Consider the following 24,379-nt stretch of genomic DNA (forward strand, 5'->3'; position numbering starts at 1 on the left):
TTATTTGCTAAAGTCCCGGTCGCTGTGGCCCCGTAGGCATATCGGTCACCTCCACAGGACTTAATTTACCCAAACGGGGAAAACTGACGGGGCGGCTGTTTTTTTATGTGAAGAAAATACGAAAACTCCAACGACAATCACGCAAATGGCTGCACCTAGGGCAAATAAAAATTTCGTACATCTTTTCATCAATTGCTGCTACTGCGTTGGCTGAATCACTAAAAATAATTGTTCGGAATCTCGCGCTACCTTTAGCAGTAATTGCTTAGGTTTTTTCTCTGCAATATTCATTAATTCGCTTACTGTGGGAGTTACTTGATTGTTAGCGCTCAAAATAATATCCCCCGGTTGTAAACCAGATAATGCGCCCTCACTGTGATCATCGATGCTGGTGACCAAAACACCGCTTAAAAATGTACTATCTAGTTCGAGATCACTAAATTTCTGTAACCGCATTCCTCCCAAAAATGGAACTTTACGTTCCAGAAGCACATCTTTAGGATCACCTACTGTAGCTGTTAATTTTTCGGTTTTGTGGTTGCGCAGTACGGTTAAATGGATGGTCGTTCCAGGTCGTACTAATCCGAGCATGTTGTGTAATTGTTCAGAAGTATGGATAGGACTCTGGTTGACGCATTCAATGATGTCTTGTACTTGAAGACCGGCTTTCTCCGCGGAACTACCAACAACGACCTTAGTCACTAAAGCGCCCTCGCTGTGTTTTAAATTGAGGGCATTAGCCAGTTCAGGAGTGATATTTTGGGCAGTCACTCCGAGCATACCTCGCTCCACTTTTCCATATTTAATTAATTGTTCGGCGACGCTTTTGACCATATTGCTAGGGATGGAAAAGCCGATGCCGATATTTCCGGCAGAGGGTGTGACAATCGCTGTATTGATACCCACTAATCGACCTTGTAAATCAATTAACGCACCTCCTGAGTTGCCGGGGTTGATGGGGGCATCCGTTTGGATAAAACTTTGAAAGTTATCAATACGAGGTTCTTGGCGGTCTAAAGCACTGACGACACCAGAAGTCACCGTTTGAGTTAACCCAAAGGGGCTACCGATAGCTACCACGAAATCCCCTACTTTCAGTTGGTTGGAATTGCCAAAGGGAAGTTGGGTTAAATGTTTTGCTTTAATTTGAATCACAGCAAGATCAAATCCTTCGTCTTTTCCGATTATTTTAGCTCGATATCGACGACCGTCTTTAAGAGTTATTAACATAATTTTTTGGTCTTTTATCACGTGAGCATTGGTAACAATGTAACCTTTTTGGGCATCGATAATGACGCCTGAGCTAACGCCCAGAACTTTTGTAGGAGTTAAATCTTGCTCAGTTTCCGGTTGGAATGGGTTAACTGGTTTTGGAATGAGTTTTTCCACAGCGATATTAACGAGGCTGGGAGTAGCTTTACTCAACATAGGTGCAAGACTGGACACTACTTTGCCATTGAAGTCGGGAGCTAAATGTGCATAACCACTGAAAGGAAAAAGAGAAAGTGCCAGGGTAATACTACTGATAATAACGCATGCTAATTTTTTCATACTCACTCACCACTTTAAGATACTAGTGAATTTCAATGGACTATAGTTTACCGCTTTCTTAGGTATTGATCCATATAACCGTCGCCATTCGACCAGTTTGTCCTTTTTCTCGACGATAAGAATAAAAAAGCTGGTGATTGAAATAGGTACAAAAGTGACCTCCGTAAATACGGTGGACGCCTAAATGATTGAGATTGATGGTGGCTAACTGATAAATGTTAGCCAACCAGAGCGGTCGTCTTTGTGGGCGGTAAAGGCCTTTTGATAATCCGTATGACGGTTAAGAAAAGCTTGCCGAACCTCCTCTCCAACTTCAAAGCCCAGGGGCCGATAGCGGGCCCGAGCCATACCAGAAAATCATTGGGTGGAGCTTCAAACACTGCAAAAGTATAGTTAATTATTCCCGCCAAACCTCGCCAACCCGCATGGACGGCCGCAATTTCACAGCCTTTAGTACCGGTGATCAAAATTGGTAAGCAATCAGCTGTTAGAATGGCACAAACTTGTTGACGCACGTTGCAGTAAGCGGCATCGGCTGTGGGAGGGGAAGTAGGTAGTTGATTAAGACAAATAATTTGGTTACTGTGGATTTGGTTAAGCCACACACGGGGGGTAGCGAGCAATTCTAAGGACTGGATTAATTTTTGTCGGTTGGCTTGGACGATTACGGGATTATCATCCACATGAAGAGCTAAATTGCCTGCCTGGCGGGTAGTAGTGGCAGCTTTAATATGAGGGAAGTGCTGGCCAATCGGGAAAGATAAAGTTAGGTGGCATGGGCATTGTCTTGTGCTAAAGATTTTAATAAATCCAGCATATCTTTGGGTAGAGGAGCGTGCCACTCCATCGTTTGCTGGGTCAAAGGATGAGATAGCTGCAAAGTGGTTGCATGAAGCGCTTGACGATGAAAAGCTTTTAGAGTAGCTTTGAGTGAGTTGGAAAGGAAAGCGGGAACACCGATATGACTGCCATAGACGGGATCCCCGACGAGGGGATGATGAATATGGGCCATATGGACACGGATTTGATGGGTGCGGCCCGTTTCTAACCGAATTCGAATGTGCGTGTGTGCTCGATAGCGTTGAAGAATGCGAAAATGAGTGATTGCTTCTTGGCCATTGTTGAGGACGGCCATACGAGTGCGATGTATCGAATGACGTCCAATTGGAGCACTGATGGTTCGACCGGAAATAGGTATACCTTTTACAATAGCTTCATATTCTCGACTAATTTTTCGTGTTTTCATGGCTTTGGTTAATGCATGATGGGAGATTAAATTACGAGCGATTACAAGGAGCCCTGAAGTGTTTTTATCCAATCGATGAATGATTCCTGCGCGAGGGAGAATAGCTAATTGGGGATCATAATGAAGTAAGGCATTGATTAATGTGTGGTTGAGAATACCGGCCCCAGGATGGACCACCAGCTCTGCGGGTTTATTAATAATAAGTAATGCTTCATCTTTGTAAAGGATGTTTAAAGGCAGTGCCTGAGCAATCCATCGTTCACTGGGGGCAAGGTGCGTGGTTATTTCAATCAGTTGATCGACTTGTACTTTTTCCCGTGTAAGCATTTTTTGAGTGCCATCGACGCGAACATGTCCGGCTTGAATCCAATTTTGTAGTTGGGAGCGAGAATAATCGGGAAATAACTTAGCCAAAGCTTGGTCAAGACGTACTCCCACTAATTCAGTCGGAACGATGCCTTTTAAAGAAATTTTTTGGGGATTCATGGAGGCATGATATCAGATTCTGTAAGCCTTGACCCTCGCCTACTTTCTCATATCCTTCTTCATGAGATGAGCGATAAAAACCACGGTTTCGTTCTAGAATGAGTTGCTCTATAATGGCTGCGTTTTTTATAATTGCTAGCACAAGCAAGAAGAAGGACTCATGAAAAAGTTATTTTTTATTCTTACTTTTCTTTATCTCTGCGTTTTAACGAGTTGTGCAGGAAAAGACGTTGATCCTTACCAAGCGTATCGTGGGAAAACCTCGATCGAATTATTTACGGCTGGTGAAAAAGCTCTGGCGAAAAAAAATTATTCAGAAGCTGTCAAAAATTTTGAAGCGTTGGATGCCATTTATCCGTTTGGTCCCCATGCCCAACAGGCTCAGCTCGATGTTATTTACGTTTATTATAAAAATGGAGATATTGCTTCAGCTATCGTTGCAGCTGATCGTTATATTCGATTATATCCCCGAGGCCGTCATGTGGATTATGCTTATTACATGCGAGGGATTGTTGGATTTGACTTAGGATTATCTTGGGTACAAAAATTAGCGGGCGTAAATCCTGCGTCTCGCGATATAAGTACTTTGCAACAATCTTATAGAGCTTTCGCTACGCTCGTAGATACGTTTCCCCAAAGCCCTTATGTTCCCGATGCGTTGACACGTATGAAATATATTCGTAATTTAATGGCCCAACGCGAAATTATGATTGCCCAATTTTATCTGAAACGCCACGCTTATGTCGCAGCTGCTAATCGCGCTACGTACGTAGTGCAACATTTTCAAGGTTCGCCAGAGGTGATCAAAGGCTTGGCGATTATGGTCCAAGCTTACCGTGCGTTAGATCTGCCAAAAATGGCGGATTCCAGCTATCAGTTATTAAAAATTAATTATCCAAATTCACCTGAGCTCAGAAAGTTACCCGGCTGAAATTCTTTGTAAATTAAGCTAAGTAATTTGGTATCCAAAAAGAAAGCGCTTGCTTTAATATTTCTTTATTTGGTTGGTTTAGAAATGAAATCATTCATACCAGCCGCGAGCCACCGTTGTTTAATTGGGCCGTTTTTCGACGTTAATGCGATAATCGATGTGCGCTACGATTTCCGTGGAATGATTTCACAAACTTCGATGCCATTCATATCGGTTAACTGAATGTCTAAAAAATAAGGTCGTAATTGTTTCGATAAAAAGCTAAGGCTATTTTGCCGTCTTTGACCAATCGCACTTTACAATTTAAATTTTTAAGGAACGAAAGATGGATTTGCTGCATAAGCGAATTGTCTTCTACGAGTAAAATATGGGGCTTTTGTAATTGGTTTTTTATAATTTCTGAAAAAGCGGATACCATAATTAATTGGTGTAGCATCATCCCTGTTCTCCATGATAACAATTACCGCCTAAAAAATGAGGCGACAACAAGCTACACTAAACATGTCAGGCGATGTGTGGTGAACATCTCCGTGTATGTCTGAGAGAAGTAGTGTGCGAGCTATCGCTTCAAACCTTTTTTCAGGCCAATCAATACTTTTATTAAAAGCATGTTGGCCTTTTTTGTTTTGTCCCGGATATTGAACTAAATTTGGTACAAATGGTACATACAGATATTTGCTATTTTTATGTGAGATATTTCTTACCTTACAGGGAAGAGGGTGGGAAGCTGAGGAGTCAATCATGAAAGAGGTGAAGGATGAGCGGGTTAGCCCGAGCAAAGCCTGTTCAAGCTGTGAGGGAAATGACCCAATTATCTCGACGAGAATTTGCCAAAAAACGAGTATTGCCAACACGACCTTACAGCACTAGGAAGGCGGAAAAAACACACTTTGCTAGAAAAATTGGTTCGACTCTATATTAAAGCGCTTTTAAATCTCGGTGTGTCCATTGTAGTTAGGATTGGTTAATGCATAGAACAGGCCCTGTGCCTCAATACGTGGGGCAAGTGGTTTTTCAGGAGGAGCCGATGGTTTTGCAAATAAGTAAAATCTCAACTACAAAGCAGAAGTAAGATGAGAATATCCAAGAAGAATTGGATTTATTTTTAAAGAAAAAATAAAATGCAGTCCAGTTTGTAATACCCGATGATGCTATGGAGCCCCGTTTCATAAAAGCAGAATGTAGCAGGCAGGCATTCACAGTTATGCGAAAAATATTGAGAAATTAATTGGTTTGGATTGTATTATTTTAATACAATGTGGTGATATGTTAGTATGAACCTTATTTAAAGGCGATATTGAGGGTTATGATCATCTGAGCCCCATCAAACAGAAAACAAAAGTATCCAAGCCTTTTATTTATAATGCTGAACTTGTGAGTGCTGCTCCTGTAATTTTGGCAAGACGAAAATCCCCTATTTAATAAAGTTTTTATGTTAAACTCACTGTGATTAGCTCAAGGAATTATTGTTAGACACGCCTCATTATTACAGCACGGTTGCTGTCTTAGGTGCCCATCTTTTTCGTCGCTTACTTCACACATAGCTATAATCATCATCCCTTTTCTTTACTATTCCTATTCCATTTCTGTCGCCCGTTTTTTGGGTTTGTCACTTCATTCCTTATTGTTAGTTATCATAGCAATAGTTATTTTATTTGAAATCGTACGCTTGAGACGTAAATGGGTTTTATGGGGGCAGCGTAAACGCGAAGGGCGTATGGTTTCTTCTTTTGCCTGGACCGTTATTAGTCTTTGTGTGGTTTTATTATTGGCACTCGGAAAACAATACGCTATTCCCATTATTGCTTCCTGTTCTCTCGTTGATCCCCTCCTTGGCGAATTACGAGACATACCCGATTAGGCACAACGTGGATTTTTTTCTGGGTGTGGTTGTTGTCATGCTAATTTGGTGGTTGGCGAGCTCATGGTTTAAGATTGATTGGCTTCTTGGTTTATTAATGGGGCCTTTGGTAGTGATGGTAGAATGGAGAAACTTTCAATGGATTGATGATAATGCATTGATGATGTTGATTCCGCTGTTGGTCATTTTAATTCTCTATCGATAAATGGAAAGGCAGGTAAGTTTCAATTAGATTGTTAGAAAGGAGTATGCTGTGTTGGCCTTGGTCTGGATTCTTTTATTCCTTATCGTGAGACTTGTTCTTGCATTTAATCGGGCTTTCTTGATTGTTTGGATAATTAGTTATGTTTTTGTTCTTTTTTCTTGTTTACGCTTTTAGTAAAGCCACTTTTTGGGGTTCTAGTTAGCTTATGGGTTGTATTTTTAATATTATCCGTTTTATTCAATGTATTGTCATTACGCCGAAAAATTTTTTCATGTAAACTTTTATCTTTACTATACCGTCAACGAATGCCCCAATTATCAATAACGAAACGTGAAGCATTGACTGCAGGAAATGTAGGGTGGGAAGGAGAATTGTTTAGTTGGAATGCCCGATTGGTATAAATTACAAAGCATTCCTAAAGACAAATTATCAGTGGAAGAACAGGCATTTTTAGATGGCTCTGTCGAAGATTTAATGTGGCCATGATCGATGATTAGGATATAAATCAACAATTTTTTAATATTCCAAACCAAATTCGGGATCATTTAAAAAAAACAAGGTTTTTTTGGATTTATTATTCCTAAATTCTACAGCAGCAAAGAATTTTCCACTTTAGCACATAGCCAAATAATCGCCAAAATCGCCAGAATGAGTATTGCTGTTGGAACTGTAGTGAGTGTTCCCAACTCATTAGGCCCGGTGGAATTATTGCTTGCTTATGGAGCTGAAAAACAAAAAAAATTATTATTTGCTCCGTTTAGCAAAGGGTGAAGAGATCCCTTGTTTTGCTCTAACAAGCTCTGTTGCAGGATCGGATGCTAGTGCAATTAAAGATTACGGCATAGTTTGTCATCACGAATTTAACGACGAACGAGGGCTAGCTATTCGATTAAATTGGAATAAACAGTATTACCTAGCTCCTGTAGCTACTTTGCTCGGTCTGGCCTTTAAACTCTATGATCCAGATCGGCTTAATTGGAGATCAAGAAAATATCGGAATTACCTGTGTAATTAATTCCGGTACAAACTTCTGGTGTCGTAATTAGATGCAGACATTCCCCCCCTATGCTCAGAGTTTCCAAATGGTCCCACTCAAGGTAAAGACGTTTTTATTCCGATCGATTCTATTATTGGAAGAGTGAAAATGGCGGGACATGGATGGCGAATTTTGATGGAGAGTTTAGCAGCAGGACACAGAAAGCCTTAACACGTATTGGGAGGTATGGATTTTTAATTGAAGCGCTGCGTTTGTTTACAGTAGCTGAAGTGGATCAAGGTTATAAATCAGCTTTAGCTTCAGTGATCAGTAAATATCACATTACTCAATTGAGTAGATAAGTAGTTAATCACGCCATGGATATCCACGGAGGTAAAGGAATTTGCATGGGTCCTCATAATTATTTAGCTCAAGGTTTCATTGAAAGCCCAATGGGTATCACTGTTGAAGGAGCTAATATTTAACAAGATCAATTATTATCTTAGGTCAGGGAGCTCTTTGTTTCCACCCCTACGTTTTAAAATAGATGAAAGCTTCTCAAAAAGGCAAATTAGAGAAATTCGATGAAGCTATTTTTTCTCATTTAGGGTATTTCTTTTCCAATCGTGTACGCGCTTTTTTCTGGCATTGAGTAAAGGACGTTTTGCTCGTGTTCTACTTGGCGAACTGAAATGCTATTACCAAAAATTTTCACAACTCTCAGCAGCATTTGCTCTTGTTTCTGATGTTGTGATGCTGACAATGGGCCGATCAATTGAATCGAAAAGAAAGATTATCTGGGCGATTAAGCAATATTTTTAGTTATCTTTATATCGGCTCTGAAGTAATGAAATATTATGAATTCGAAAATGAAAGAGAAATGGAATTAGTTATGGGGTGGGTTCGTGAAAGTTTATTATATCACATAGAGCAGGAGTTCAATGAATTTTTAGTAAATTTGCTCCATCAAGGATTAGCTAGATTTTTATGCTCTATTGTGCTTCTTTTGGGAAAACAGATAAAACCTCCTACAAAAAAATTAGGTGAAATGGATACAGAATTATTTTTGTATCTAAGTCAGGTTCGAGAACGTTTATCAAAGCATGTTTATATTAAAAAAACACCAAATAATCTGATCAGTTTAATCTAAATAGATTTAAATAAAGTTATTTCTGTAGAGTCTTTAAAGAAAAAAAATAAATCTTGCTCTTTGTAAAAAATAAAATTAGTGGAAAGACTTGTCTAGAAAAAAATCAAAATGGTAGAAGAAAAAACAATAATTAGAGCCGATGAAGCGAAACAGTTACAGGAAGCTTATCCAATGAGGTTACGAATTATTGCCGTTGATGATTTCGCGTCGGACGAATAATATCCAGATTTTGACCAAAGGAGAGGAACTAATGGATAAAAAGTAGTTAAAAACCTATCCTGTTGGGGTACCTGAAACCATAGAGGTTAAAAATTATCGCTCATTCAACGAGGTAAACGAGGTATTCGAAGATTATTATAGACAATTTGGAATCCAAACCGCTTTTATAAATTTCAATGTGTCCTTGACTTATTACAATCAATTAGATAATTTAAGTCTCGATTTTTCTGCTTATTTATAAAAATACCTTAAAATGAAAAAAGGTGAACGTTTTTCAATTATATTTCCTAATGTGTTGCAATTTCCAATTGCTATGTTTTGTGCTCTTCGGTCGGGAGTGGTCGTTGTTAATTGTAATCCACTTTATACTGAACGAGAATTTGATTTTCAATTAAAAGACGACGATGTGACGGAACTTATTGTGCTGGAAAATTTCGCGAACGTTCTTTCTTCTACTTTAGAAAAAGTAGATCTCAAACATATTATTGTAACGAAATGGGTGATTGCCTTGTCTGGAAAGCCCCTATTGCTATTTAGTTTTAAAATATATAAAGAAAATGGTACCATCGTTGGATAAAGTTAATGTTCAAGGGGATGATATTGCTTTTTTACAATATACCGGAGGAAAAACTGGTGTGCCAAAGTAGCGATGTTAACTCACCGTAATATATATCCTGTCCAATGTTGCTCAATGGTATGGGTAAAGACAGCCTTATCTGTGGGGCAAAAAACTGCTCTAGCGACGCTCTTACTATATCCTATTTTTTCGTTGACTGTTTGTTGTTTTTGTTTTATTGGTTTGGGTGCTAAATGTTTATTGATCACAATCTTCGAGATATTAAAGATTTCATTAAAACATTAGAAAAGAGACCATTAACGGTTTTAGTTAGTATTAATACACTTTTCAATTTATTATTAAAATCACACGGATTTTTTCGATCTGATTTAACTTAATTAAAATTGACTATCGGCGGTAGGATGGCTGTTCAAAAATCAGTTTCTGATAGGTGGTTTGAAAAATAGGTAAAAATTGTTGTAGAAGGTTATGGCCTAACTGAAGCAAGCCCCATAGTGAACATAAACCTATCTTTTAACGATAGTATTAGTTTTCCGGTTCCGAATACAGATGTGTCCATTCGGAATGATAAAAATAAAAAAGTACCCTTGATGAGGAAGGTGAGCTTTGTGTACGTGGACCGCAATTAATGAAAGTCTGTTGGAAAAAAATCAGATGAAACCGAGAAAGTGATTTACAAAGAAGGATGGCTCTTTACCGGTGATATTGTTCGAATGGATAAAAATGGTTTCATTTATTTATTGGATCGCAAGAAAAGATATGATTATTGTTTCCCAATTTTAATTTGTATCCTAATGAAATTGAAGAGGTGTTGTCTTCTCATCCCAGCATTCGCGAAGCAGCTGTCATTAGTGTGCCTAGTGAAAAATCCGGCGAAAAAATTAAAGCTTTTATTATAAAGAAGGATAAATCCTTAACAGAAGAAGATGTTCTAAGATTTTGTCGTAATCAACTGACAGCCTATAAAGTTCCTAAAGTAATTGAATTTCAAGACGATCTACCGAGGTGATAGATTTTTATAGATTACTATTCGAATTTTTTCTTTTAGTTCATCAGTGAGGGAATTATTTTTACAAAGAACTACGAATAAAATAATACGTTCATCATCTTGCCAATCCTGACTAGTTGCCAAGCAATCGACGATTTCATCAAATTTTTCAACTTGCTAGTAAATTTCTGCTGTACCAATCTGAACACCACCGGGATTGAAGCTTGTGTCGGAGCGGCCATAAATAATGATGCCATTGTGTTTGGTGATTTGGGCATAGTCTCCGCATGCGCTCAAACGTCGGGATATTTGTCAAAATAAGCTTTTTGATATTTTTTCTATCTGGATCATTCAAAAAATAAATAGGCATTGCAGGAAAGGGTGCTGTACAAACCAATTTGCCTTTTTTTGTCGATAACGGGTTTTCCTGCTTCATTAAAAATCTTTACATTCATTCCGAGACCAACACATTGCAATTCATCCCGCTAAACCGGCAGTAGAGGATTCCCAAAAGCGAAACAAGAGATAATATCGCTATCTCAGAAATTGATGACAGTTGTACGTTTGTTTTTACTTCTTGATACATATAATCAAAACTTCTCAGTAATAAAGGTGAACCTATATTTAAAATTGTTTTTAAATTTGATAAAAGGTACGTTTTTTTAGGTTTTAAATTTAACTTATCAGAAGATTCTGTAATTTTTGCTCCAACGTCTAAAATAGAAATGGTTACTTTTTCGATTAAATCAAAAAGGGTTGTAGGAGTGAGATGAAAAAGCGCTTCATTATAAAGGATGACTGTAGCCCCGACAAAAAGGCTGCTGACTAACCAATTTCACATCATCTAGCTGCACGTGGTATAAAAGAAAATGCGATCTTCAGGTGTAAGTCAGTATGTAAAATTAATTCTTTCAAATGTTGAATTAACGTGCCACGAGCGCTGTGTACCATACATTTAGGTTTTTCAGTGGTACCTGAAGAATAAAGAATGTAAATCGGATGATTAAAGGGTAATTGTTCAAAATAAAAGTTCTTGGAATTACTTTTTAAGCAATTGCGATAAAATTTAGAATTTTTTAGTGAGTTGAGGGCTAATTTTTCTTCGGTGATTGAGACAATAATAGTCTGGATTAGTGAAGGTAGAAAATTTTTTAATTGGCGAATTTTTTAAATGATGAAAGGTCTTGCCCTTATAAGAATAGCTTTCTACCGCGAACAATACTTTTTGTTCGATTTGCTCGAAACGATCGACCAATCCTTCCAAACCAAAATCTGAGGAGTAGGCCGACCAAATAGAGCCAATGCTGGTAAGTCGCCAGCATAGCGACAACAGTTTCAATCCGATTAGACATAAAGCCAAACGACACGGTCACCCGGTTTAACCTGGCGTTGGCATAGAAAAGTAGCAATAGCAGCAACTTTGTTAAAAAGCTTATTCTAAGTAAAAGTTTTAAAATCGCTTAGCTCTGAAATAAAGATTAAGGCGGGATGGTGCTCCCTTCGAGGTAATAAATTTTCAGCGAAATTGAGTTTTTCTCCTAAAAACCATTTCGTATCTTGTATCTGGGCAGCTTTTTAGTATTTCAGTAGGTTTTTGAGATTCTTTTACTTTACAAAATTCCCCAACTGACTGCCAAAAAAAGAGTTGGATATTCAATTGACCAACGATAGAGCTTTGGATAATAGTCAATTTTTAAGCAAAATCGTGTATTAATAAAAGGAATAAGGTGTGTCATTTAGCTTTGCGTCAGAGCCTCTTTAAGAGGGTCTCCACAATGGCTGTTCCGTCATCGCTTATACCTCGCGTTTCCGTAAGGAGATAGTATTGCACGAATTTGTATCTGATGCTAAGTTACATTCCTCCAATGTAGGCACGTAGCTCAGTGGTAGAGCACCACCTTGACATGGTGGGGGTCGTTGGTTCGATACCAATCGTGCCTACCAGTTTAGCCCGAAGCATCCTATAATTTAGAAAAAAATTAATAAGATATAGAATTTTGGTGCAGGACCTCTCGCTAGCTCTCTCAAAAGAATCTAATAAAAGTTTGCTTACCTCTGTTTAAAGCAAATCGGCCAAAACCCCCAGGTTAGTGGGATTAAAAGTTTCATCTCATAACGATTAAATTATTTTGCTTCCCAAAATTTTTATCGTTCTGTAGGTTTTTATTTTTTTTAGAGTTTTTTTCCTTTAGACAACAAAGTTTTAATAGGGTTTTAAGATATTCAAACTTACCGAAGAATTGGTTAAGAGTTCCTTGGAAATTTTCTTTTTATAGCCCATCTCTTGTAAAATTTTATATAAAGCAGGGAAGCTATTGGCAATTAAATTTGAAATATAATTGATCGTTAAAAATGCTGTCGATAGTGCTTTAGAAACTTTTCTTGCTTCAAGATTGTAAAGTATATCCACAATTTCTTGACTGCTTAAATTGGCTAGAAAGAAAAAGATAACTTGTTTTTCTCGTTTAGTTAAATAAGGGGGGTTGCGAGCTTTACCTCCAGTTTGAGCGTAAGAAGTTTTATTCAGATAGTGATAGAAATTTAGGATATTCATTTTAAGATCTTGAAATAAAATGCCTACGACGTTATTGGTTGAAGAGTTAATTAAAAGAGTTTTAATGGCAATATAAGGTATCAATCTGTTATAAAATCGATTAATTTTTGAGAACCATCTTCGGTGAGCGGCTGCTCATTCATAACTAGTTGATCTTATTAAGTTATAATTAATTCAAAATTACGATCGTTATCGTATAGCAGCGGCAGACAAATCCTTTTGCCGATAATTTCTTTTGCCTCAATACCCATGTGTTGAGCGAAATAATCAGACCAAAAATATGTTCTGATCGGCAGTTTTTTTACGTTCATCATTTAATTATAGGCATCGCCTGAGACAAGAAAGATATAGAGGTTACAATTTTTTTTAAAAAAAGTATCATCAGAAGAATCAACTGGGCGAGATGTTTCAGCCATGTTATTTTAGATCCATTAGGGACTGATAAACTTCATTATAGTCTTGGATTGGTTAAATACAAAAAAAACCTATTTATTATGTCTAATTTTATTGATTAGCTTTCCTTCCGTATCAGCAGTATTGATTAGTCGTGCATTGCCAGCTATTAGTGATTTTTTTCATGTCTCAAATGGCTATACTCAGAAATTTATTATTATTATTTTTGTGATTGGATATGCGTTAAGACAACTTATCTATTCACCTTTTACTAATCGGGTTTGGTCGTAAAATTGTAACGCATTTGAGAATTAGTCTTTATTTATTAAGTTGTTTAATTTTTTTAATTGGTATTTACCTCCATAGCCTTGAAATTGTTTTTTGGGGCCGCTTTCTTATAGAATTGGGTTCAGCCGTATGAATGATTATTAGTTTTACGATCATTAATGATTTTTATTTTTCTGAACAAGCTCGTCTGCTAGTAAGTTATACCGTATTGGCGTATGCATTTATTCCTGTATTTTCTATCAAATTGGGTAGTTTTGTTACAACACATATATCCTGGGTTGGTTGTTTCTATTTTTATTTGATACGGTATTATTATTTTTTTATTACTACGTAGTTACCAGAAACGCTGGTGACCCCAGAATCACATCGCTCTAAGATTCAAAACGTTACTTCGTAGTTATTTTCAAGCGTTGACTACGTGGTGTGTAGCTTTATTTTCAATTTTATGCACTAATGACGACGTTTATTTATATTGTGGCCAGTCGTGTTCTCTTTTTAGGTATCGATGAAATTGGATTAACCTCTGCCCATTATGGGATGCTGCTGATTATTCCGTACAGTGGATAATTTATCAGCGCCTTATCGGCTAGAAAAATCAGTCAACGACTATCCGATTATCAAGTCATGTCATTGGGTTATGGAAGTACTATTTTTAGAAGTCTATTAATGTTTATTTGTTTTTTGTTTCATTATATAAATGTATTTAGCTTAATGATTCGCATTTTTTTATTATGATGGGCTTACCAATGACCTATAGTAGTGTGAGCGTGATGGCGTTAGTTGGTTACGAAGAAAAAGCTACTGGAGCCGCCATTATGAGTTTTATAACAATGAGTGTCACCTTAGTAGCGGTATTCGTGTTAACCCTGCTACCAAGAAAAAATCCGCTTATGATGAGAATGCTGTTTATTGTTATTTTAGCATTCGCTATATTAGCCTTTTGGAAGGCTAATATAGCGATTTGGCGACAGCTAATTTCTTAGCTTTTAATCTGATTAATTTTTATATGCCTATCTTTATAGGCTTGATACTGTTCGAAAAAGAAATTGGCTATAGTTGCCTTTCCCTTTGTTAAAAGTGGATGTTCATTAATCTTGGAAAAGGATTGAATTTCAATAAGGCTATTAGTTTGAAATATTTCAGTGGCCTTTAAAAGATCCTCGGGATATAGGATTTTCTCAGTTATCGGTTTTCCTATTTGAGCAGCAATTTTGATAATTGTATCTCGGGTAATTCCAGGCAAAAGACCGTCCTCAATTCGAGGAGTAAATATTTTTTCATTAATCAAAGCAAACAAATTTCCAATGCTTGTTTCAGTGATAGCACCTTTCGTATTAAGCATTAAACCTTCGTGATATCCTGCTTTAATAGCTTCTTGTCTTGCCAATATGAGTTCTAAACAATTTAAGTTCTTTAATCGGCTTAAAAGAGAAGCTTCATTTCGCTTAATATCTGTAATGTAAAGTGTAGGCGAAATTGGGCGGGATGAGCTAGAAAGTGTAACAGTGATCAATAAGGTAGGGGATGGATTAAGAGGTGCTTGAATCCCTTTTGGCGAAGGGCCCCGACTCAAGGTGATTCGAAGAGAAGCTGCTGTCGATATTCGATTAATTTCTAACAGTTGTTTGCATTGGTTTTTCAGTTCGATTAGGGAGAATTTAAAAGGAATTTCTAATTTTAAAGCGGAAGCTGCCAGCCGATGGTAATGTTCCTGAAAGAAAAGTAAATGCCCTTTTTCAACTTTAATAGTTTCAAATAAACCGTCTCCCAATAAAAATCCTCGGTCATTACTATGAATGACTGGTGAATCCATTGAATCAATATTGTTGTTTATTAGAATCTTCATAAGATAGAGTAATGAAATTATCGATTAATTGGAGCCCTTGTTCTGTCAAAATAGATTCTGGATGAAATTGTACGCCGAATGTGAGATAAACGCGATGGCGAATCGCCATAATCTCGCCTTCTTGACTTTCTGCCATAATTTCCAAGCAATCAGGGATCTGATTTTTGCTGATAATGAGTGAATGATAGCGACCTGCAGAAAAAGGATTACGAATTTTAAAAAAAAGAGATTGTTGATTGTGGTGGATCCGACTGGCTTTCCCATGCATGGGATAATGAGCACGGCATACCTGTGCGCCAAAGGCATATCCGATAGCTTGATGTCCCAGACATACTCCTAAAAGAGGAATATGAGGGGAGAAGCGTTTGATAACATTGAGGGAAATGCCGGTTTGAGTGGGTCCCCCAGGGCCCGGGGAAATTACGATATGAGAGGGCTTAAGCGTTTCTATTTCGGTGAGGGTGATTTTATCATGACGATATATTAATATCGGATGGCCTAAGATCTCAAAATATCGACCTAAGTTATAGACAAAAGAATCATAATTATCAATGAGCAGAATCATAGTGTGAAAGATTTTACACAATACGACAGACAAAACAAATCAGCTGCACCACTTCCAGCGAAGGTTTGTGGGTTTTAGCGATTTATACTAGGCAAGGGTAAAGAAAATGTCGAATACAGAGCAGCCTTATTGGGCTTCTATCCCTTATCGAGATCCATTTGAATACGCTGTGATCTTCCACAAATTAAATTATTTTGTCTTTTTAGATAGTATGAAATTTGATCCGAAACTGGGAAGATACAGTTATATTGCTATAGATCCATTCGCTACGCTTATTTATCGCGATGATAGAATTTATTTTAATAATAAGGTGGTTGGGACAGAAAATATTTTTACGTTTCTACATAATAAATTAAAATCATTATCACTCTCGTTAAATCCTGAGTTGCCTCCTTTTCAGGGAGGAGCGGTGGGGTTTTTTAGCTATGATTTAACAAGGAATTTGGAAAATTTACCAAATTATGCTGTGGACGACATGCGTTATCCACGCTTGGCAGTAGGATTTTATGATTTAATCATTTCCTTTGATCATGTTAAAAAACAAGCATGGGTTATTTCTTCCGGATTGCCTGAAAAAAATAATGAAAAAAGAAAACGTCGTTTGCAGTTACGTCTTTCTTGGTGTTTACAGAAATTGGAAAATGTTAAAACTCCACAATTAATTGACGAACCATCGGTGATGGAAAATGATATTCGTGGGTACTTTACTAAAAAAACATATATGGAAGCGGTAGAGAAATGTCGTCATTATATTTTGGACGGCGATATCTTTGAGGTAAATTTGTCACAAAGATTCCAGTGTGTTTTTCCAGATAATTGCGAATTTTCGCTTTATCAGCGAATTCGTGCAATAAATCCCGCGCCCTTTGGAGCTTTTGTTCGTTTTGATGACACAACTATTGTTTCCAGTTCTCCCGAACGGTTTTTAAAAGTGCAAGATCGTTTAGTGGAAACAAGGCCGATTAAAGGAACTATTAAGCGTTCACGTGATGCAAAGGAAGATGAGCTATTAGCTCAGAAACTAGCGACGAACATTAAAGATCGTGCCGAGAATACGATGATTGTAGATTTAATGCGAAATGATTTATCGAAGGTTTGTCTTTCCAATTCGATTCATGTTCCTGCGTATTGTCAGATAGAAAGTTATGAGACAGTCCATCATTTGGTGTCGGTTATTGAAGGAAAACTAAAAAATCAGTATCAGGCTGTCGATTTATTACGAACAGCTTTTCCGGGAGGTTCTATTTCAGGCGCTCCTAAAATAAGAGCTATGGAAATAATTGAAGAATTAGAGCCTACGCGACGAGGACCTTATTGCGGCAGTGTAGGGTATATTGGGTTTGATGGTAGTATGGATACTTCAATTCTTATTCGAACCTATCTTTTTAAAGATCAAATAGTTACATTTCAAGTGGGTGGAGCGATTGTCCTAGATTCGGACGCTCTTTCAGAATACGAAGAGACACTTACTAAAGCTGAGGCTTTAAAAAAAGCATTAATTAGCAAAGAAAAGATATAGAGAAATGGACGGTATCGGGGTGTTATTTTAAACGTTGCGATAGGTATAAACGGTGGAATATACTATTTGTATGCGTTTATCTATTTTTATATGCCTAATTACATTTATAGCTTTTCCTTTAGTAGTTAAGGCAGGGAATCAAAATATAGAACGCATTTTTACTTAAAAAGGAACAGTATGGCACGTGGGGTTTATTCGCGGTTTCCTGTAAAATCCAGCCTAACTAATCCATCAATTTATTTTTTCGGATCTAAAGAAATAAATAATAATGCTATGACAGCGCGGTCTATTGGCAATTTTGTTGGTATTCGAATGCAATGTCAGGTCGCGACCTGCATATACCGCAATGCTCAAGGCGAAACTAATTCAATAACCAATAACGGAGATATTGACGAGTTGGGTTATATTAAAGGCTAACCACCTACTCAGTGTGTGACAGGGTAGCTGTTAGAATGTTCAAGGAATACTGTAGAATAATTCGCGTTTGTTTTCTGTGTAAAGATTCCCCCATCACCGATTCTTAAAATAAAACCGACATGCCAAAAGTTATTTTATCTTCAGATGCCGATTCTCCCTTACTAAGCTCGATATTTTTTGAAAGTCCCATAATTTTGATTGTGTTCAAATTCAGTAAATAAATTGAATCTAGGAAACAATCGATAATATCGATAATAAGGTCTTACAATGTAGCGTATTTGCATTAAACCACTGCCAATTTCTCTAATTTAGTAAATAGATCTGAATTTTCAGATCGAGTTGCCAAATTTTTTTCTTCCTGAATCTTTTCTGATAGTTTTTGATCAAATGAAGTTAAATTTTGCTGTGGGGTTGATAAGGTGGGAAAAGGAAGAAGCCTTTGGATCGTTTGGCGACGCTCTTCTTTTATTTCTAAGATAGGCTTTGAACGCTATATTTCTAAACTGTGCGTTAAGCACCATTCCCAGCTTATGATCTCCTTCTAGCTTTCTTGAACATAAGTTCGCAAGCATTTGCGCATGGCTATCGTGTAGGGGTGCGGTGCGGTCGTATAAATAAAACCTAATATTAAATCTAGTAACTTCCAATCTAACTTAATTACTTTTAATACTTTGGGACGAACTTGGCTTCCATGTTCAAGCAGAGGCCGCAAAATTTTTTCTCTAAAAAGTGCTATTTCTTTTTTTCCTCTCAATTGCTTTGGGGGTAATTGAGAATACTGCTCTAGGGCATAATCGAATAAAGTTTGTATTTTTGTTTGATGGTCAGTATCTTCTCTATTTATAAGACACCAATCTAAGGGTACTTTTGATGTCCCAGTTCTTTTAGCTCCAGTTACCTCCATTTCTAAATGAGCCTTTCTTAATTCTGGATTTTCTTTACTTCGACACGATATATAAAATTTCTACATATATTTCGCTTCGTTCTCAATAAGCGTTGTACAATTGTCATTTCCTGTTCCATCAGATTTTCGCTTTCCATAGTTTTGCTTTTCTTCGTTGTAAGCCCCTTTTTGTTGTTCGTGTTGATAAATTTCTGCTTGAGCAAGAAGCTCCCTTTGCTTCTCTCGAATTTTAAAAAGAGCTGTAGGGAAGGTGATAGCCTGTAATAAATTTCTCAGTGCATTCATTCGTTCTCCTTCTAGGCGTTGTTCGATATATTTTTGAATCATCAATCGAAATTCATGATTCATCGGCTAGGGAATTAAAATTGGCTGACATAATTTATCAATTAGTTCGTCCATTTTTTTTAGATAATGAAGAATTATTTTTTACTTTTTTGTAAATAATTTCTTTTCGGCATAATAGTATAACTTCAATTAAAATCTTTAATAACTGAGAATATCTTTCTATTCGTGGTACATGAAAGTTAAATTTCCATTATGGATAAATATCCATTATGGATAAATATTAATTACATCCTAGTGCTAAACGAAGTTCCTTTGGATTGCGCCATTCGACAGCCTCTTTCGGAAGTCTAATCTGAATCGTTCCCGCACGTTAAAGCTTTTTTTCTGTTTTTGCTCGAAAAGAAAAATATTTATTTCGGGCATATTCAATAAGGCTAATAATGGATCTGATTCTACTCTCTATGGAAAAAATTTCATCTTCCAAAGAGAACGAAATCTTTTTGGTCCTATTTCATATTTCTCTGCTTTTATCAAAACACTATTAATTTGTTTTTTTATGTCATAGAGAGCGTCTACATAGAGAGCGTCTATTAGAGTAGTCATCGAAGAAGCGAGACTCTAATGGCTCTTTTTTTCCAGGAGCGATTAGATAATTTGCACGTCGTCTCATTTTCTGCCAATTCTTGAGGGAGAGTTCTGAATTTTTGTGCTAAAAGCTTCTTCGAGTTGACTCTGTAAAACGCTCCATTCTTTGTCCGCTACTTCAACGATTGGGGAGAATGTATGTTTTCTTGAAAATTCTAATAAAACTTTCTTTTTTTTCTGAAGTACTTGGAGCTGGATAATTCTTTGTAACCATTTTTGATACGTGTCCTTCCATACTACTCTTCCCTCCATTTTTAGTAAGATTAAATGGAGTTCTATTAAGTCCCCTTCGTTAAGGTCCTGTTGTAATTGGCTAATAACTGCCTTTCGCGCTTCTCTTTCTTGTTCTGCCAGTTCTTTCGGAATAAGAGTATTAGTCTATATCTATAAACGTGTGGTAGGTCGCATGTAATGACGCTTAGTGTAAACTTGAAATCAGTGAAATTTGACTTATTTTCGGATTCAATTTCAATGATGAATGTGAGGAGAACTTTATTTTTTTAAATTAGATAAAAATTAGCTAAAAAATGGACTTCTTCAATGAGGAACCTCCAAAATGAGAAAAAACCAAGAAAAATTAAGAAAAAGAAAAATATTCCTTAAGAAGGGTTAACGCTTTACGAGGTCTTAAATTGTCAAAAAAATAGCAGGATGCTACCATCTTGCGTACTTTCCCATAAGGGTTCCATTATGCCAGTGATCAAACTTCCGGATGGAAGCATAAAAGGATTTTCTGAACTTGTGACTGTTCAAGAAGTCGCCGAGTCTATTGGTGCTGGGCTTGCTAAGGCGGCATTAGCAGCAAAAGTCGATGATTGCTGGGTGGATACATCTTATCTCCTTCAGGAAGATGCCTCTCTTAAAATTATTACTGACAAAGATCCCGAAGGGCTGGAAATTATCCGCCATTCTACGGCGCATCTTTTAGCTCATGCCGTTAAAGAATTATTTCCGACGGCCCAAGTCACTATTGGCCCGGTAATTGAAGATGGGTTTTATTACGACTTTGCTTTTGAACGTTCTTTTACCCCTGAGGATCTGGAAAAAATTGAGAAAAAAATGCATGAGATTGCAGAGGCTAATTTAAGAGTGGAACGAAGAGTATTAACTCGTGAAGAAGCTTTAGCTCTTTTTGAAGGGATGAATGAGAAATATAAGGTTGAGATTATCCGTGACATTCCTGCGGAGGAAACAGTAACGGCCTATCAGCAAGGTAATTTTATTGATCTTTGTCGCGGCCCTCATATACCACGTACGGGTTTATTGAAATTGAAAGCTTTTAAATTAACAAAATTAGCAGGGGCATACTGGCGAGGCGATAGTAAAAACGAAATGTTGCAGCGAATTTATGGAACGGCATGGGCTGATACTAAAGCCTTAAAAAGCTATTTGCATCGTCTTGAAGAGGCTGAAAAACGTGACCATCGGGTGCTCGGGAGGAAAATGGATTTATTTCATTTTCAATCGGAATCGCCGGGGAGTGTATTTTGGCATCCGAAAGGATGGAGCATTATCCTTCAAGTGCGCGAATATATTCGCAATCTCACCCACAAGTACGGTTATCAGGAAGTCAATACGCCGCAGCTCATTGAAGCAAAGTTATGGGATAAATCGGGTCACTTAGAGAAATTCGGCGATGATATTTTTAGCTTGTCGATGGAACCCCAGCAGTATGTTATCAAACCAATGAGCTGTCCGGCCCATGTTCAGATATTTAATCAAGGCATCAAAAGCTATCGTGATTTACCCATTCGTTACTCCGAATTTGGTGTCTGCCACCGCAATGAGCCGTCAGGTACTTTGCATGCTTTAATGCGGTTGCGCGGTTTTGTTCAAGATGATGGGCATATTTTTTGTACGGAGGCACAGATCCAAGGCGAGGTGTTGGCTTTTATCGATCAGTTGCACCAAGTCTATGCCGATTTCGGCTTTAATGAAGTTATTCATAAATTATCTACCCGGCCCGAAAAGCGAGTTGGGAGTGATGAAGTATGGACTAAGGCGGAGCAAGCTTTGGCAAAAGCATTGGACGAAAAGGGTGCGAATTGGGAGATCTTGCCAGGGGAAGGGGCTTTTTATGGACCGAAAGTTGAATTTTCTTTGCGAGATTGCTTAGGGCGAGTGTGGCAATGCGGCACCGTGCAAGTCGATTTTTCGATGCCGGAACGATTGGGAGCATATTACATTGACGAAGATGGCTCCAAAAGAACTCCTGTAATGGTCCATCGCGCTATATTGGGCTCATTTGAGCGCTTTTTAGGAATTTTATTAGAAGAGTATGCCGGCAAACTGCCCCTCTGGTTAGCTCCTGTTCAAGTGGTAGTTATGAATATTACCGATCGGCAAGCCGATTATGTCAAGGAAATCGTAGAAAATCTTCAAAATTTGGGCATTAGGGCCACATCGGACTTGAGAAATGAGAAGATCGGCTTTAAAATCCGCGAACACACTATTGCGCGTTTACCTTATCAGGTTATCATTGGTGACCGCGAAGTTGCCGATAAAACCCTCACAGTACGCGCAGTGGAACGTGATGAAAAGCCGACTGGTCTCACGTTGGAAGAGTTTGTTCGCCAATTGCAGGCAGAAATTTATCAGCATAGCAGAAAGTCGCCAGTAGAATTAACTATTTGAGGAGATAATATATCAGATTGAAACGAACACGCGTCAATAAGCAAATCCGTCTCCCGGAAGTGCGATTGATTGACGAGAAGGGCGAGCAAATGGGGATCGTGAAAATTGATTGGGCTTTAACCCTCGCTGAAGAAGCAGGATTGGATTTAGTTGAAGTTTCTCCAACGGCTAAACCGCCCGTTTGCCGTATTATGAATTTTGGTAAGTATCAGTTTGAGCAAAGCAAACGAAAAGCAGCTCAAAAGAAAAAGCAACGGTTAATTCACCTTAAAGAAGTGAAATTCCGTCCCACAACGGATGTGGGGGATTACCAGGTTAAGTTGCGTAAAATTGCAGATTTTTTAGAACGTGGGGACAAGGTAAAAGTAAGTTTGCGTTTCAGAGGACGAGAAATGCAACATCGTGAGTTAGGATTAGAGCTGCTAAATCGCGTCAAGCGCGATTTAAGAAGTATTGTTATCGAACAAGAGCCGAAGCTGGAAGGTCGCCAAATGACAATGGTGGTTATGAAAGGCAAAGGTGAGAGTAATAAAACGAAGAGTGAGAGTGATGCCGAAATTAAAGACTAATCGTGGGGCTACGAAACGGTTTAAAACAACAGGTCAAGTCGCTATTAAGCGAGCTACGGCTAATCATAATCATATTTTGACGAAAAAATCGCAAAAACGGAAACGCCGGTTGCGCAAGTTGCATCAAGTCGCTAAAAGCGACGTTAAGGGAATTGAGGAAATGCTGAGAGTTTGAGTTGCTTTTAAGAATTTTTATACTGGAGATATAACATGCCAAGAGTAAAACGAGGCGTTACCGCAAGGGCCCGTCATAAAAAAATATTGAGTAAAGCAAAAGGCTATTATGGTGCGCGCAGTCGGATCTATCGTGTGGCGAAACAAGCCGTAATTAAAGCGGCCCAGTACGCTTATCGTGATCGCAAACAGCGAAAGCGTCAATTTCGTGCTTTATGGATTGTTCGTATTAATGCGGCTGCACGAGAGCACGGACTCTCCTATAGTCGCCTGATAAATGGCTTAAATAAAGCGGCGATTCTTATGGATCGCAAAATATTAGCGGATTTGGCCGTTAAGGATAAAGTTGCCTTTGGGAAATTAGCTGAGAAAGCCAAGCATGCATTAAGTGAATAATGATGCGCGAACCATGCAGGCTCAATTAAAATCTTTATTACAAGCTGCTAAAAAATTCATTGATGAAGCGACCGATGAGCCGACCTTGGAGAAAATTCGTGTTAATTATCTCGGCAAAAAGGGGGAACTGACCCAATTGCTCAAATCATTAGCGGAACTTTCCCCCGAAGAGCGCCCTCAATTCGGAAAGTCGATTAATGAAGTTAAGTATGAAATTCAGACTTTACTCACTGAGAAATCTACACAGCTGCGGGAAAAAGCCCTTCATAAAAAATTAACACAAGAAAAAATTGACGTTACTCTCCGTGGTCGTTATACCAGCCTTGGTACGATCCACCCCATTGCTCGAGTTTCTGAACGAGTAACTCAATTGTTTATTTCGTTAGGTTTTCAGGTTGTCGAGGGTCCAGAAATTGAAGATGAGTATCATAATTTTGAGGCATTAAATATTCCCTCAAGTCATCCTGCTCGGACAATGGTAGATACCTTTTATTTTTCAGACAATCAGTTATTACGAACCCATACTTCCAATGTGAAAATACGTGAAATGAAAAAACACGGTGCACCAATTCGACTAATTGCATTAGGGCGAGTATATCGACGCGATTTTGATCCCACCCACACCCCCATGTTCCATCAAGTAGAGGGCCTTGTAGTAGATAAACAATGTACTTTTTCGGACCTAAAAGGCTTATTACAGCAATTTTTAAATTGTTTTTTTGAAACCGAATTTCGTTTGCGTTTTCGTCCTTCTTATTTCCCTTTCACCGAACCTTCGGCCGAAGTTGATATCTATCAACCGGCTACCGACAGCTGGTTAGAAGTCTTGGGTTGCGGTATGGTTCATCCCAATGTCTTACGTAACGTGAACATTGACCCTGATGAATATAATGGTTTTGCTTTTGGTATTGGTTTGGATCGATTAGCTATGTTGCTTTATAGCGTACCCGATTTGCGTCTCTTTTTCGAAAATGACTTATGCTTTTTGAGGCAGTTTTAA

Annotated in this window: 26 protein-coding genes, 1 tRNA gene and 2 pseudogenes; 18 read left to right on the forward strand and 11 right to left on the reverse strand. The window is 38.0% G+C overall.

All coding sequences use genetic code 11. The annotated features are described in order from the left end of the window. Positions 1 to 198: 198 nt before the first annotated feature. The 4 genes from CleRt_RS02690 to rluD all read right to left on the reverse strand — a co-directional run bounded on the left by CleRt_RS02690 (position 199) and on the right by rluD (position 3,283). On the reverse strand, positions 199 to 1,551 hold the full coding sequence (locus CleRt_RS02690) for a Do family serine endopeptidase (protein ID WP_048875097.1): 1,353 nt from the start codon (positions 1,549 to 1,551) through the stop codon (positions 199 to 201). A 58-nt stretch (positions 1,552 to 1,609) separates the two neighbouring features. Then, positions 1,610 to 1,777, reverse strand: coding sequence for a laccase domain-containing protein (locus tag CleRt_RS13130; RefSeq protein WP_306686802.1), 168 nt, complete (start codon positions 1,775 to 1,777; stop codon positions 1,610 to 1,612). Beyond that, complete coding sequence (locus CleRt_RS02695; protein ID WP_306686803.1) at positions 1,770 to 2,234, reverse strand: purine nucleoside phosphorylase YfiH/LACC1 family protein; 465 nt, start codon at positions 2,232 to 2,234, stop codon at positions 1,770 to 1,772. Before CleRt_RS02695 ends, CleRt_RS13130 begins: the two co-directional genes overlap by 8 nt. A gap of 83 nt (positions 2,235 to 2,317) precedes the next feature. Next, entirely contained in the window at positions 2,318 to 3,283 is a 966-nt protein-coding gene (gene rluD / locus CleRt_RS02700) for a 23S rRNA pseudouridine(1911/1915/1917) synthase RluD (protein WP_048875098.1), read from the reverse strand. 160 nt (positions 3,284 to 3,443) lie between these two features. Between rluD and CleRt_RS02705 the strand changes: the two genes are divergently transcribed. Then, the gene (locus CleRt_RS02705; RefSeq protein WP_048875099.1) at positions 3,444 to 4,214 is read left to right on the forward strand and encodes an outer membrane protein assembly factor BamD; all 771 of its coding nucleotides are present in this window, start codon (positions 3,444 to 3,446) and stop codon (positions 4,212 to 4,214) included. A gap of 226 nt (positions 4,215 to 4,440) precedes the next feature. Here CleRt_RS02705 and CleRt_RS11505 read toward each other — a convergent pair whose 3' ends face one another. Further along, the gene (locus tag CleRt_RS11505; protein ID WP_235379172.1) at positions 4,441 to 4,653 is read right to left on the reverse strand and encodes a response regulator; all 213 of its coding nucleotides are present in this window, start codon (positions 4,651 to 4,653) and stop codon (positions 4,441 to 4,443) included. Positions 4,654 to 5,883: 1,230 nt separating this feature from the next. Between CleRt_RS11505 and CleRt_RS11510 the strand changes: the two genes are divergently transcribed. The 8 genes and pseudogenes from CleRt_RS11510 to CleRt_RS02740 all read left to right on the forward strand — a co-directional run bounded on the left by CleRt_RS11510 (position 5,884) and on the right by CleRt_RS02740 (position 10,211). After that, positions 5,884 to 6,075 carry a hypothetical protein gene (locus tag CleRt_RS11510; protein ID WP_235379173.1) on the forward strand — a complete coding sequence of 64 codons (192 nt, stop codon included), beginning with the start codon at positions 5,884 to 5,886 and terminating at the stop codon, positions 6,073 to 6,075. Between the two features lie 7 nt (positions 6,076 to 6,082). Then, complete coding sequence (locus CleRt_RS11515) at positions 6,083 to 6,280, forward strand: hypothetical protein (RefSeq protein WP_235379174.1); 198 nt, start codon at positions 6,083 to 6,085, stop codon at positions 6,278 to 6,280. Between the two features lie 564 nt (positions 6,281 to 6,844). After that, positions 6,845 to 7,051, forward strand: a pseudogene (locus CleRt_RS08860) (acyl-CoA dehydrogenase family protein); the annotation flags it as partial. A gap of 387 nt (positions 7,052 to 7,438) precedes the next feature. Next, positions 7,439 to 7,618, forward strand: a complete 180-nt coding sequence (locus tag CleRt_RS02725) for a hypothetical protein (RefSeq protein WP_048875101.1) — start codon at positions 7,439 to 7,441, stop codon at positions 7,616 to 7,618. Positions 7,619 to 7,877: 259 nt separating this feature from the next. After that, a pseudogene (locus tag CleRt_RS13945) lies at positions 7,878 to 8,078 on the forward strand (acyl-CoA dehydrogenase domain-containing protein); the annotation flags it as partial. After that, positions 8,032 to 8,406, forward strand: a complete 375-nt coding sequence (locus CleRt_RS02730) for an acyl-CoA dehydrogenase domain-containing protein (RefSeq protein ID WP_048875102.1) — start codon at positions 8,032 to 8,034, stop codon at positions 8,404 to 8,406. The pseudogene CleRt_RS13945 and the gene CleRt_RS02730, both read left to right, overlap by 47 nt. A gap of 472 nt (positions 8,407 to 8,878) precedes the next feature. Continuing rightward, positions 8,879 to 9,202: an AMP-binding protein gene (locus CleRt_RS02735; protein WP_048875103.1), complete on the forward strand. Its 324-nt coding sequence runs from the start codon at positions 8,879 to 8,881 to the stop codon at positions 9,200 to 9,202. A gap of 766 nt (positions 9,203 to 9,968) precedes the next feature. Next, a complete protein-coding gene (locus CleRt_RS02740) occupies positions 9,969 to 10,211 on the forward strand; it encodes an AMP-binding enzyme (RefSeq protein ID WP_048875104.1) in 243 nt (80 codons plus the stop codon). 1,045 nt (positions 10,212 to 11,256) lie between these two features. Here CleRt_RS02740 and CleRt_RS11520 read toward each other — a convergent pair. Continuing rightward, positions 11,257 to 11,520, reverse strand: coding sequence for a hypothetical protein (locus CleRt_RS11520; protein WP_053097854.1), 264 nt, complete (start codon positions 11,518 to 11,520; stop codon positions 11,257 to 11,259). Positions 11,521 to 12,059: 539 nt separating this feature from the next. Here CleRt_RS11520 and CleRt_RS02750 point away from each other — a divergent pair. Further along, positions 12,060 to 12,134 (forward strand) — tRNA-Val (locus tag CleRt_RS02750). A 259-nt stretch (positions 12,135 to 12,393) separates the two neighbouring features. Here the strand turns inward: CleRt_RS02750 and CleRt_RS02755 are convergent. Next, positions 12,394 to 12,744: a hypothetical protein gene (locus CleRt_RS02755; RefSeq protein WP_162198814.1), complete on the reverse strand. Its 351-nt coding sequence runs from the start codon at positions 12,742 to 12,744 to the stop codon at positions 12,394 to 12,396. Positions 12,745 to 14,171: 1,427 nt separating this feature from the next. Between CleRt_RS02755 and CleRt_RS02765 the strand changes: the two genes are divergently transcribed. Continuing rightward, positions 14,172 to 14,408, forward strand: coding sequence for a hypothetical protein (locus CleRt_RS02765; protein ID WP_157870824.1), 237 nt, complete (start codon positions 14,172 to 14,174; stop codon positions 14,406 to 14,408). Here CleRt_RS02765 and CleRt_RS02770 read toward each other — a convergent pair. Then, positions 14,405 to 15,238 (reverse strand): aminodeoxychorismate lyase, encoded by an 834-nt coding sequence (locus CleRt_RS02770; RefSeq protein WP_235379175.1) that lies wholly within the window; start codon positions 15,236 to 15,238, stop codon positions 14,405 to 14,407. The two genes, CleRt_RS02765 and CleRt_RS02770, sit on opposite strands and share 4 nt — an antisense overlap. Before the next feature lie 4 nt (positions 15,239 to 15,242). Then, the gene (locus CleRt_RS02775) at positions 15,243 to 15,836 is read right to left on the reverse strand and encodes an anthranilate synthase component II (RefSeq protein WP_048875109.1); all 594 of its coding nucleotides are present in this window, start codon (positions 15,834 to 15,836) and stop codon (positions 15,243 to 15,245) included. A 106-nt stretch (positions 15,837 to 15,942) separates the two neighbouring features. Between CleRt_RS02775 and pabB the strand changes: the two genes are divergently transcribed. Then, positions 15,943 to 17,355 carry an aminodeoxychorismate synthase component I gene (gene pabB / locus CleRt_RS02780; RefSeq protein ID WP_048875110.1) on the forward strand — a complete coding sequence of 471 codons (1,413 nt, stop codon included), beginning with the start codon at positions 15,943 to 15,945 and terminating at the stop codon, positions 17,353 to 17,355. A 177-nt stretch (positions 17,356 to 17,532) separates the two neighbouring features. Beyond that, positions 17,533 to 17,772, forward strand: coding sequence for a hypothetical protein (locus CleRt_RS02785; protein ID WP_048875111.1), 240 nt, complete (start codon positions 17,533 to 17,535; stop codon positions 17,770 to 17,772). A 541-nt stretch (positions 17,773 to 18,313) separates the two neighbouring features. On the opposite strand, the gene CleRt_RS02790 is transcribed toward CleRt_RS02785, so the two are convergent. Together CleRt_RS02790 and CleRt_RS02795 are read right to left on the reverse strand one after the other, a co-directional pair. Further along, positions 18,314 to 18,676 carry a BTB/POZ domain-containing protein gene (locus tag CleRt_RS02790; protein ID WP_048875112.1) on the reverse strand — a complete coding sequence of 121 codons (363 nt, stop codon included), beginning with the start codon at positions 18,674 to 18,676 and terminating at the stop codon, positions 18,314 to 18,316. Positions 18,677 to 18,736: 60 nt separating this feature from the next. Further along, positions 18,737 to 19,024: a hypothetical protein gene (locus CleRt_RS02795; RefSeq protein WP_048875113.1), complete on the reverse strand. Its 288-nt coding sequence runs from the start codon at positions 19,022 to 19,024 to the stop codon at positions 18,737 to 18,739. Positions 19,025 to 20,296: 1,272 nt separating this feature from the next. On the opposite strand from CleRt_RS02795, the gene thrS reads away from it, so the two are divergent. Genes thrS through pheS form a run of 5 tightly spaced genes read left to right on the forward strand, consistent with a single transcriptional unit; the run spans position 20,297 to position 24,379 of the window. Further along, complete coding sequence (gene thrS / locus CleRt_RS02805) at positions 20,297 to 22,240, forward strand: threonine--tRNA ligase (RefSeq protein ID WP_048875115.1); 1,944 nt, start codon at positions 20,297 to 20,299, stop codon at positions 22,238 to 22,240. Between the two features lie 17 nt (positions 22,241 to 22,257). Continuing rightward, the gene (infC, locus tag CleRt_RS02810; RefSeq protein ID WP_235379176.1) at positions 22,258 to 22,809 is read left to right on the forward strand and encodes a translation initiation factor IF-3; all 552 of its coding nucleotides are present in this window, start codon (positions 22,258 to 22,260) and stop codon (positions 22,807 to 22,809) included. Continuing rightward, entirely contained in the window at positions 22,790 to 22,984 is a 195-nt protein-coding gene (gene rpmI, locus CleRt_RS02815) for a 50S ribosomal protein L35 (RefSeq protein WP_048875117.1), read from the forward strand. Before infC ends, rpmI begins: the two co-directional genes overlap by 20 nt. Positions 22,985 to 23,019: 35 nt before the next feature. Continuing rightward, positions 23,020 to 23,379 carry a 50S ribosomal protein L20 gene (rplT, locus tag CleRt_RS02820; RefSeq protein ID WP_048875118.1) on the forward strand — a complete coding sequence of 120 codons (360 nt, stop codon included), beginning with the start codon at positions 23,020 to 23,022 and terminating at the stop codon, positions 23,377 to 23,379. A gap of 13 nt (positions 23,380 to 23,392) precedes the next feature. Next, complete coding sequence (gene pheS / locus CleRt_RS02825) at positions 23,393 to 24,379, forward strand: phenylalanine--tRNA ligase subunit alpha (protein ID WP_048875776.1); 987 nt, start codon at positions 23,393 to 23,395, stop codon at positions 24,377 to 24,379.

Origin of the sequence: Candidatus Coxiella mudrowiae, from assembly GCA_001077715.1 — a bacterium.
In the GTDB taxonomy this organism is placed as follows: domain Bacteria; phylum Pseudomonadota; class Gammaproteobacteria; order Coxiellales; family Coxiellaceae; genus Coxiella; species Coxiella mudrowiae.

Coding starts and splice junctions, on each gene's coding strand:
- CleRt_RS02690 (WP_048875097.1), bottom strand. CDS start 1,551: ATGAAAAAATTAGCATGCGTTATTATCAGTAGTATTACCCTGGCACTT.
- rluD (WP_048875098.1), bottom strand. CDS start 3,283: ATGAATCCCCAAAAAATTTCTTTAAAAGGCATCGTTCCGACTGAATTA.
- CleRt_RS02705 (WP_048875099.1), top strand. CDS start 3,444: ATGAAAAAGTTATTTTTTATTCTTACTTTTCTTTATCTCTGCGTTTTA.
- CleRt_RS11505 (WP_235379172.1), bottom strand. CDS start 4,653: ATGATGCTACACCAATTAATTATGGTATCCGCTTTTTCAGAAATTATA.
- CleRt_RS02725 (WP_048875101.1), top strand. CDS start 7,439: ATGGCGAATTTTGATGGAGAGTTTAGCAGCAGGACACAGAAAGCCTTA.
- CleRt_RS02735 (WP_048875103.1), top strand. CDS start 8,879: ATGAAAAAAGGTGAACGTTTTTCAATTATATTTCCTAATGTGTTGCAA.
- CleRt_RS02755 (WP_162198814.1), bottom strand. CDS start 12,744: ATGAATATCCTAAATTTCTATCACTATCTGAATAAAACTTCTTACGCT.
- CleRt_RS02765 (WP_157870824.1), top strand. CDS start 14,172: ATGACCTATAGTAGTGTGAGCGTGATGGCGTTAGTTGGTTACGAAGAA.
- CleRt_RS02770 (WP_235379175.1), bottom strand. CDS start 15,238: ATGGATTCACCAGTCATTCATAGTAATGACCGAGGATTTTTATTGGGA.
- CleRt_RS02775 (WP_048875109.1), bottom strand. CDS start 15,836: ATGATTCTGCTCATTGATAATTATGATTCTTTTGTCTATAACTTAGGT.
- pabB (WP_048875110.1), top strand. CDS start 15,943: ATGTCGAATACAGAGCAGCCTTATTGGGCTTCTATCCCTTATCGAGAT.
- CleRt_RS02785 (WP_048875111.1), top strand. CDS start 17,533: ATGGCACGTGGGGTTTATTCGCGGTTTCCTGTAAAATCCAGCCTAACT.
- CleRt_RS02790 (WP_048875112.1), bottom strand. CDS start 18,676: ATGGAGGTAACTGGAGCTAAAAGAACTGGGACATCAAAAGTACCCTTA.
- CleRt_RS02795 (WP_048875113.1), bottom strand. CDS start 19,024: ATGAATCATGAATTTCGATTGATGATTCAAAAATATATCGAACAACGC.
- thrS (WP_048875115.1), top strand. CDS start 20,297: ATGCCAGTGATCAAACTTCCGGATGGAAGCATAAAAGGATTTTCTGAA.
- rpmI (WP_048875117.1), top strand. CDS start 22,790: ATGCCGAAATTAAAGACTAATCGTGGGGCTACGAAACGGTTTAAAACA.
- rplT (WP_048875118.1), top strand. CDS start 23,020: ATGCCAAGAGTAAAACGAGGCGTTACCGCAAGGGCCCGTCATAAAAAA.
- pheS (WP_048875776.1), top strand. CDS start 23,393: ATGCAGGCTCAATTAAAATCTTTATTACAAGCTGCTAAAAAATTCATT.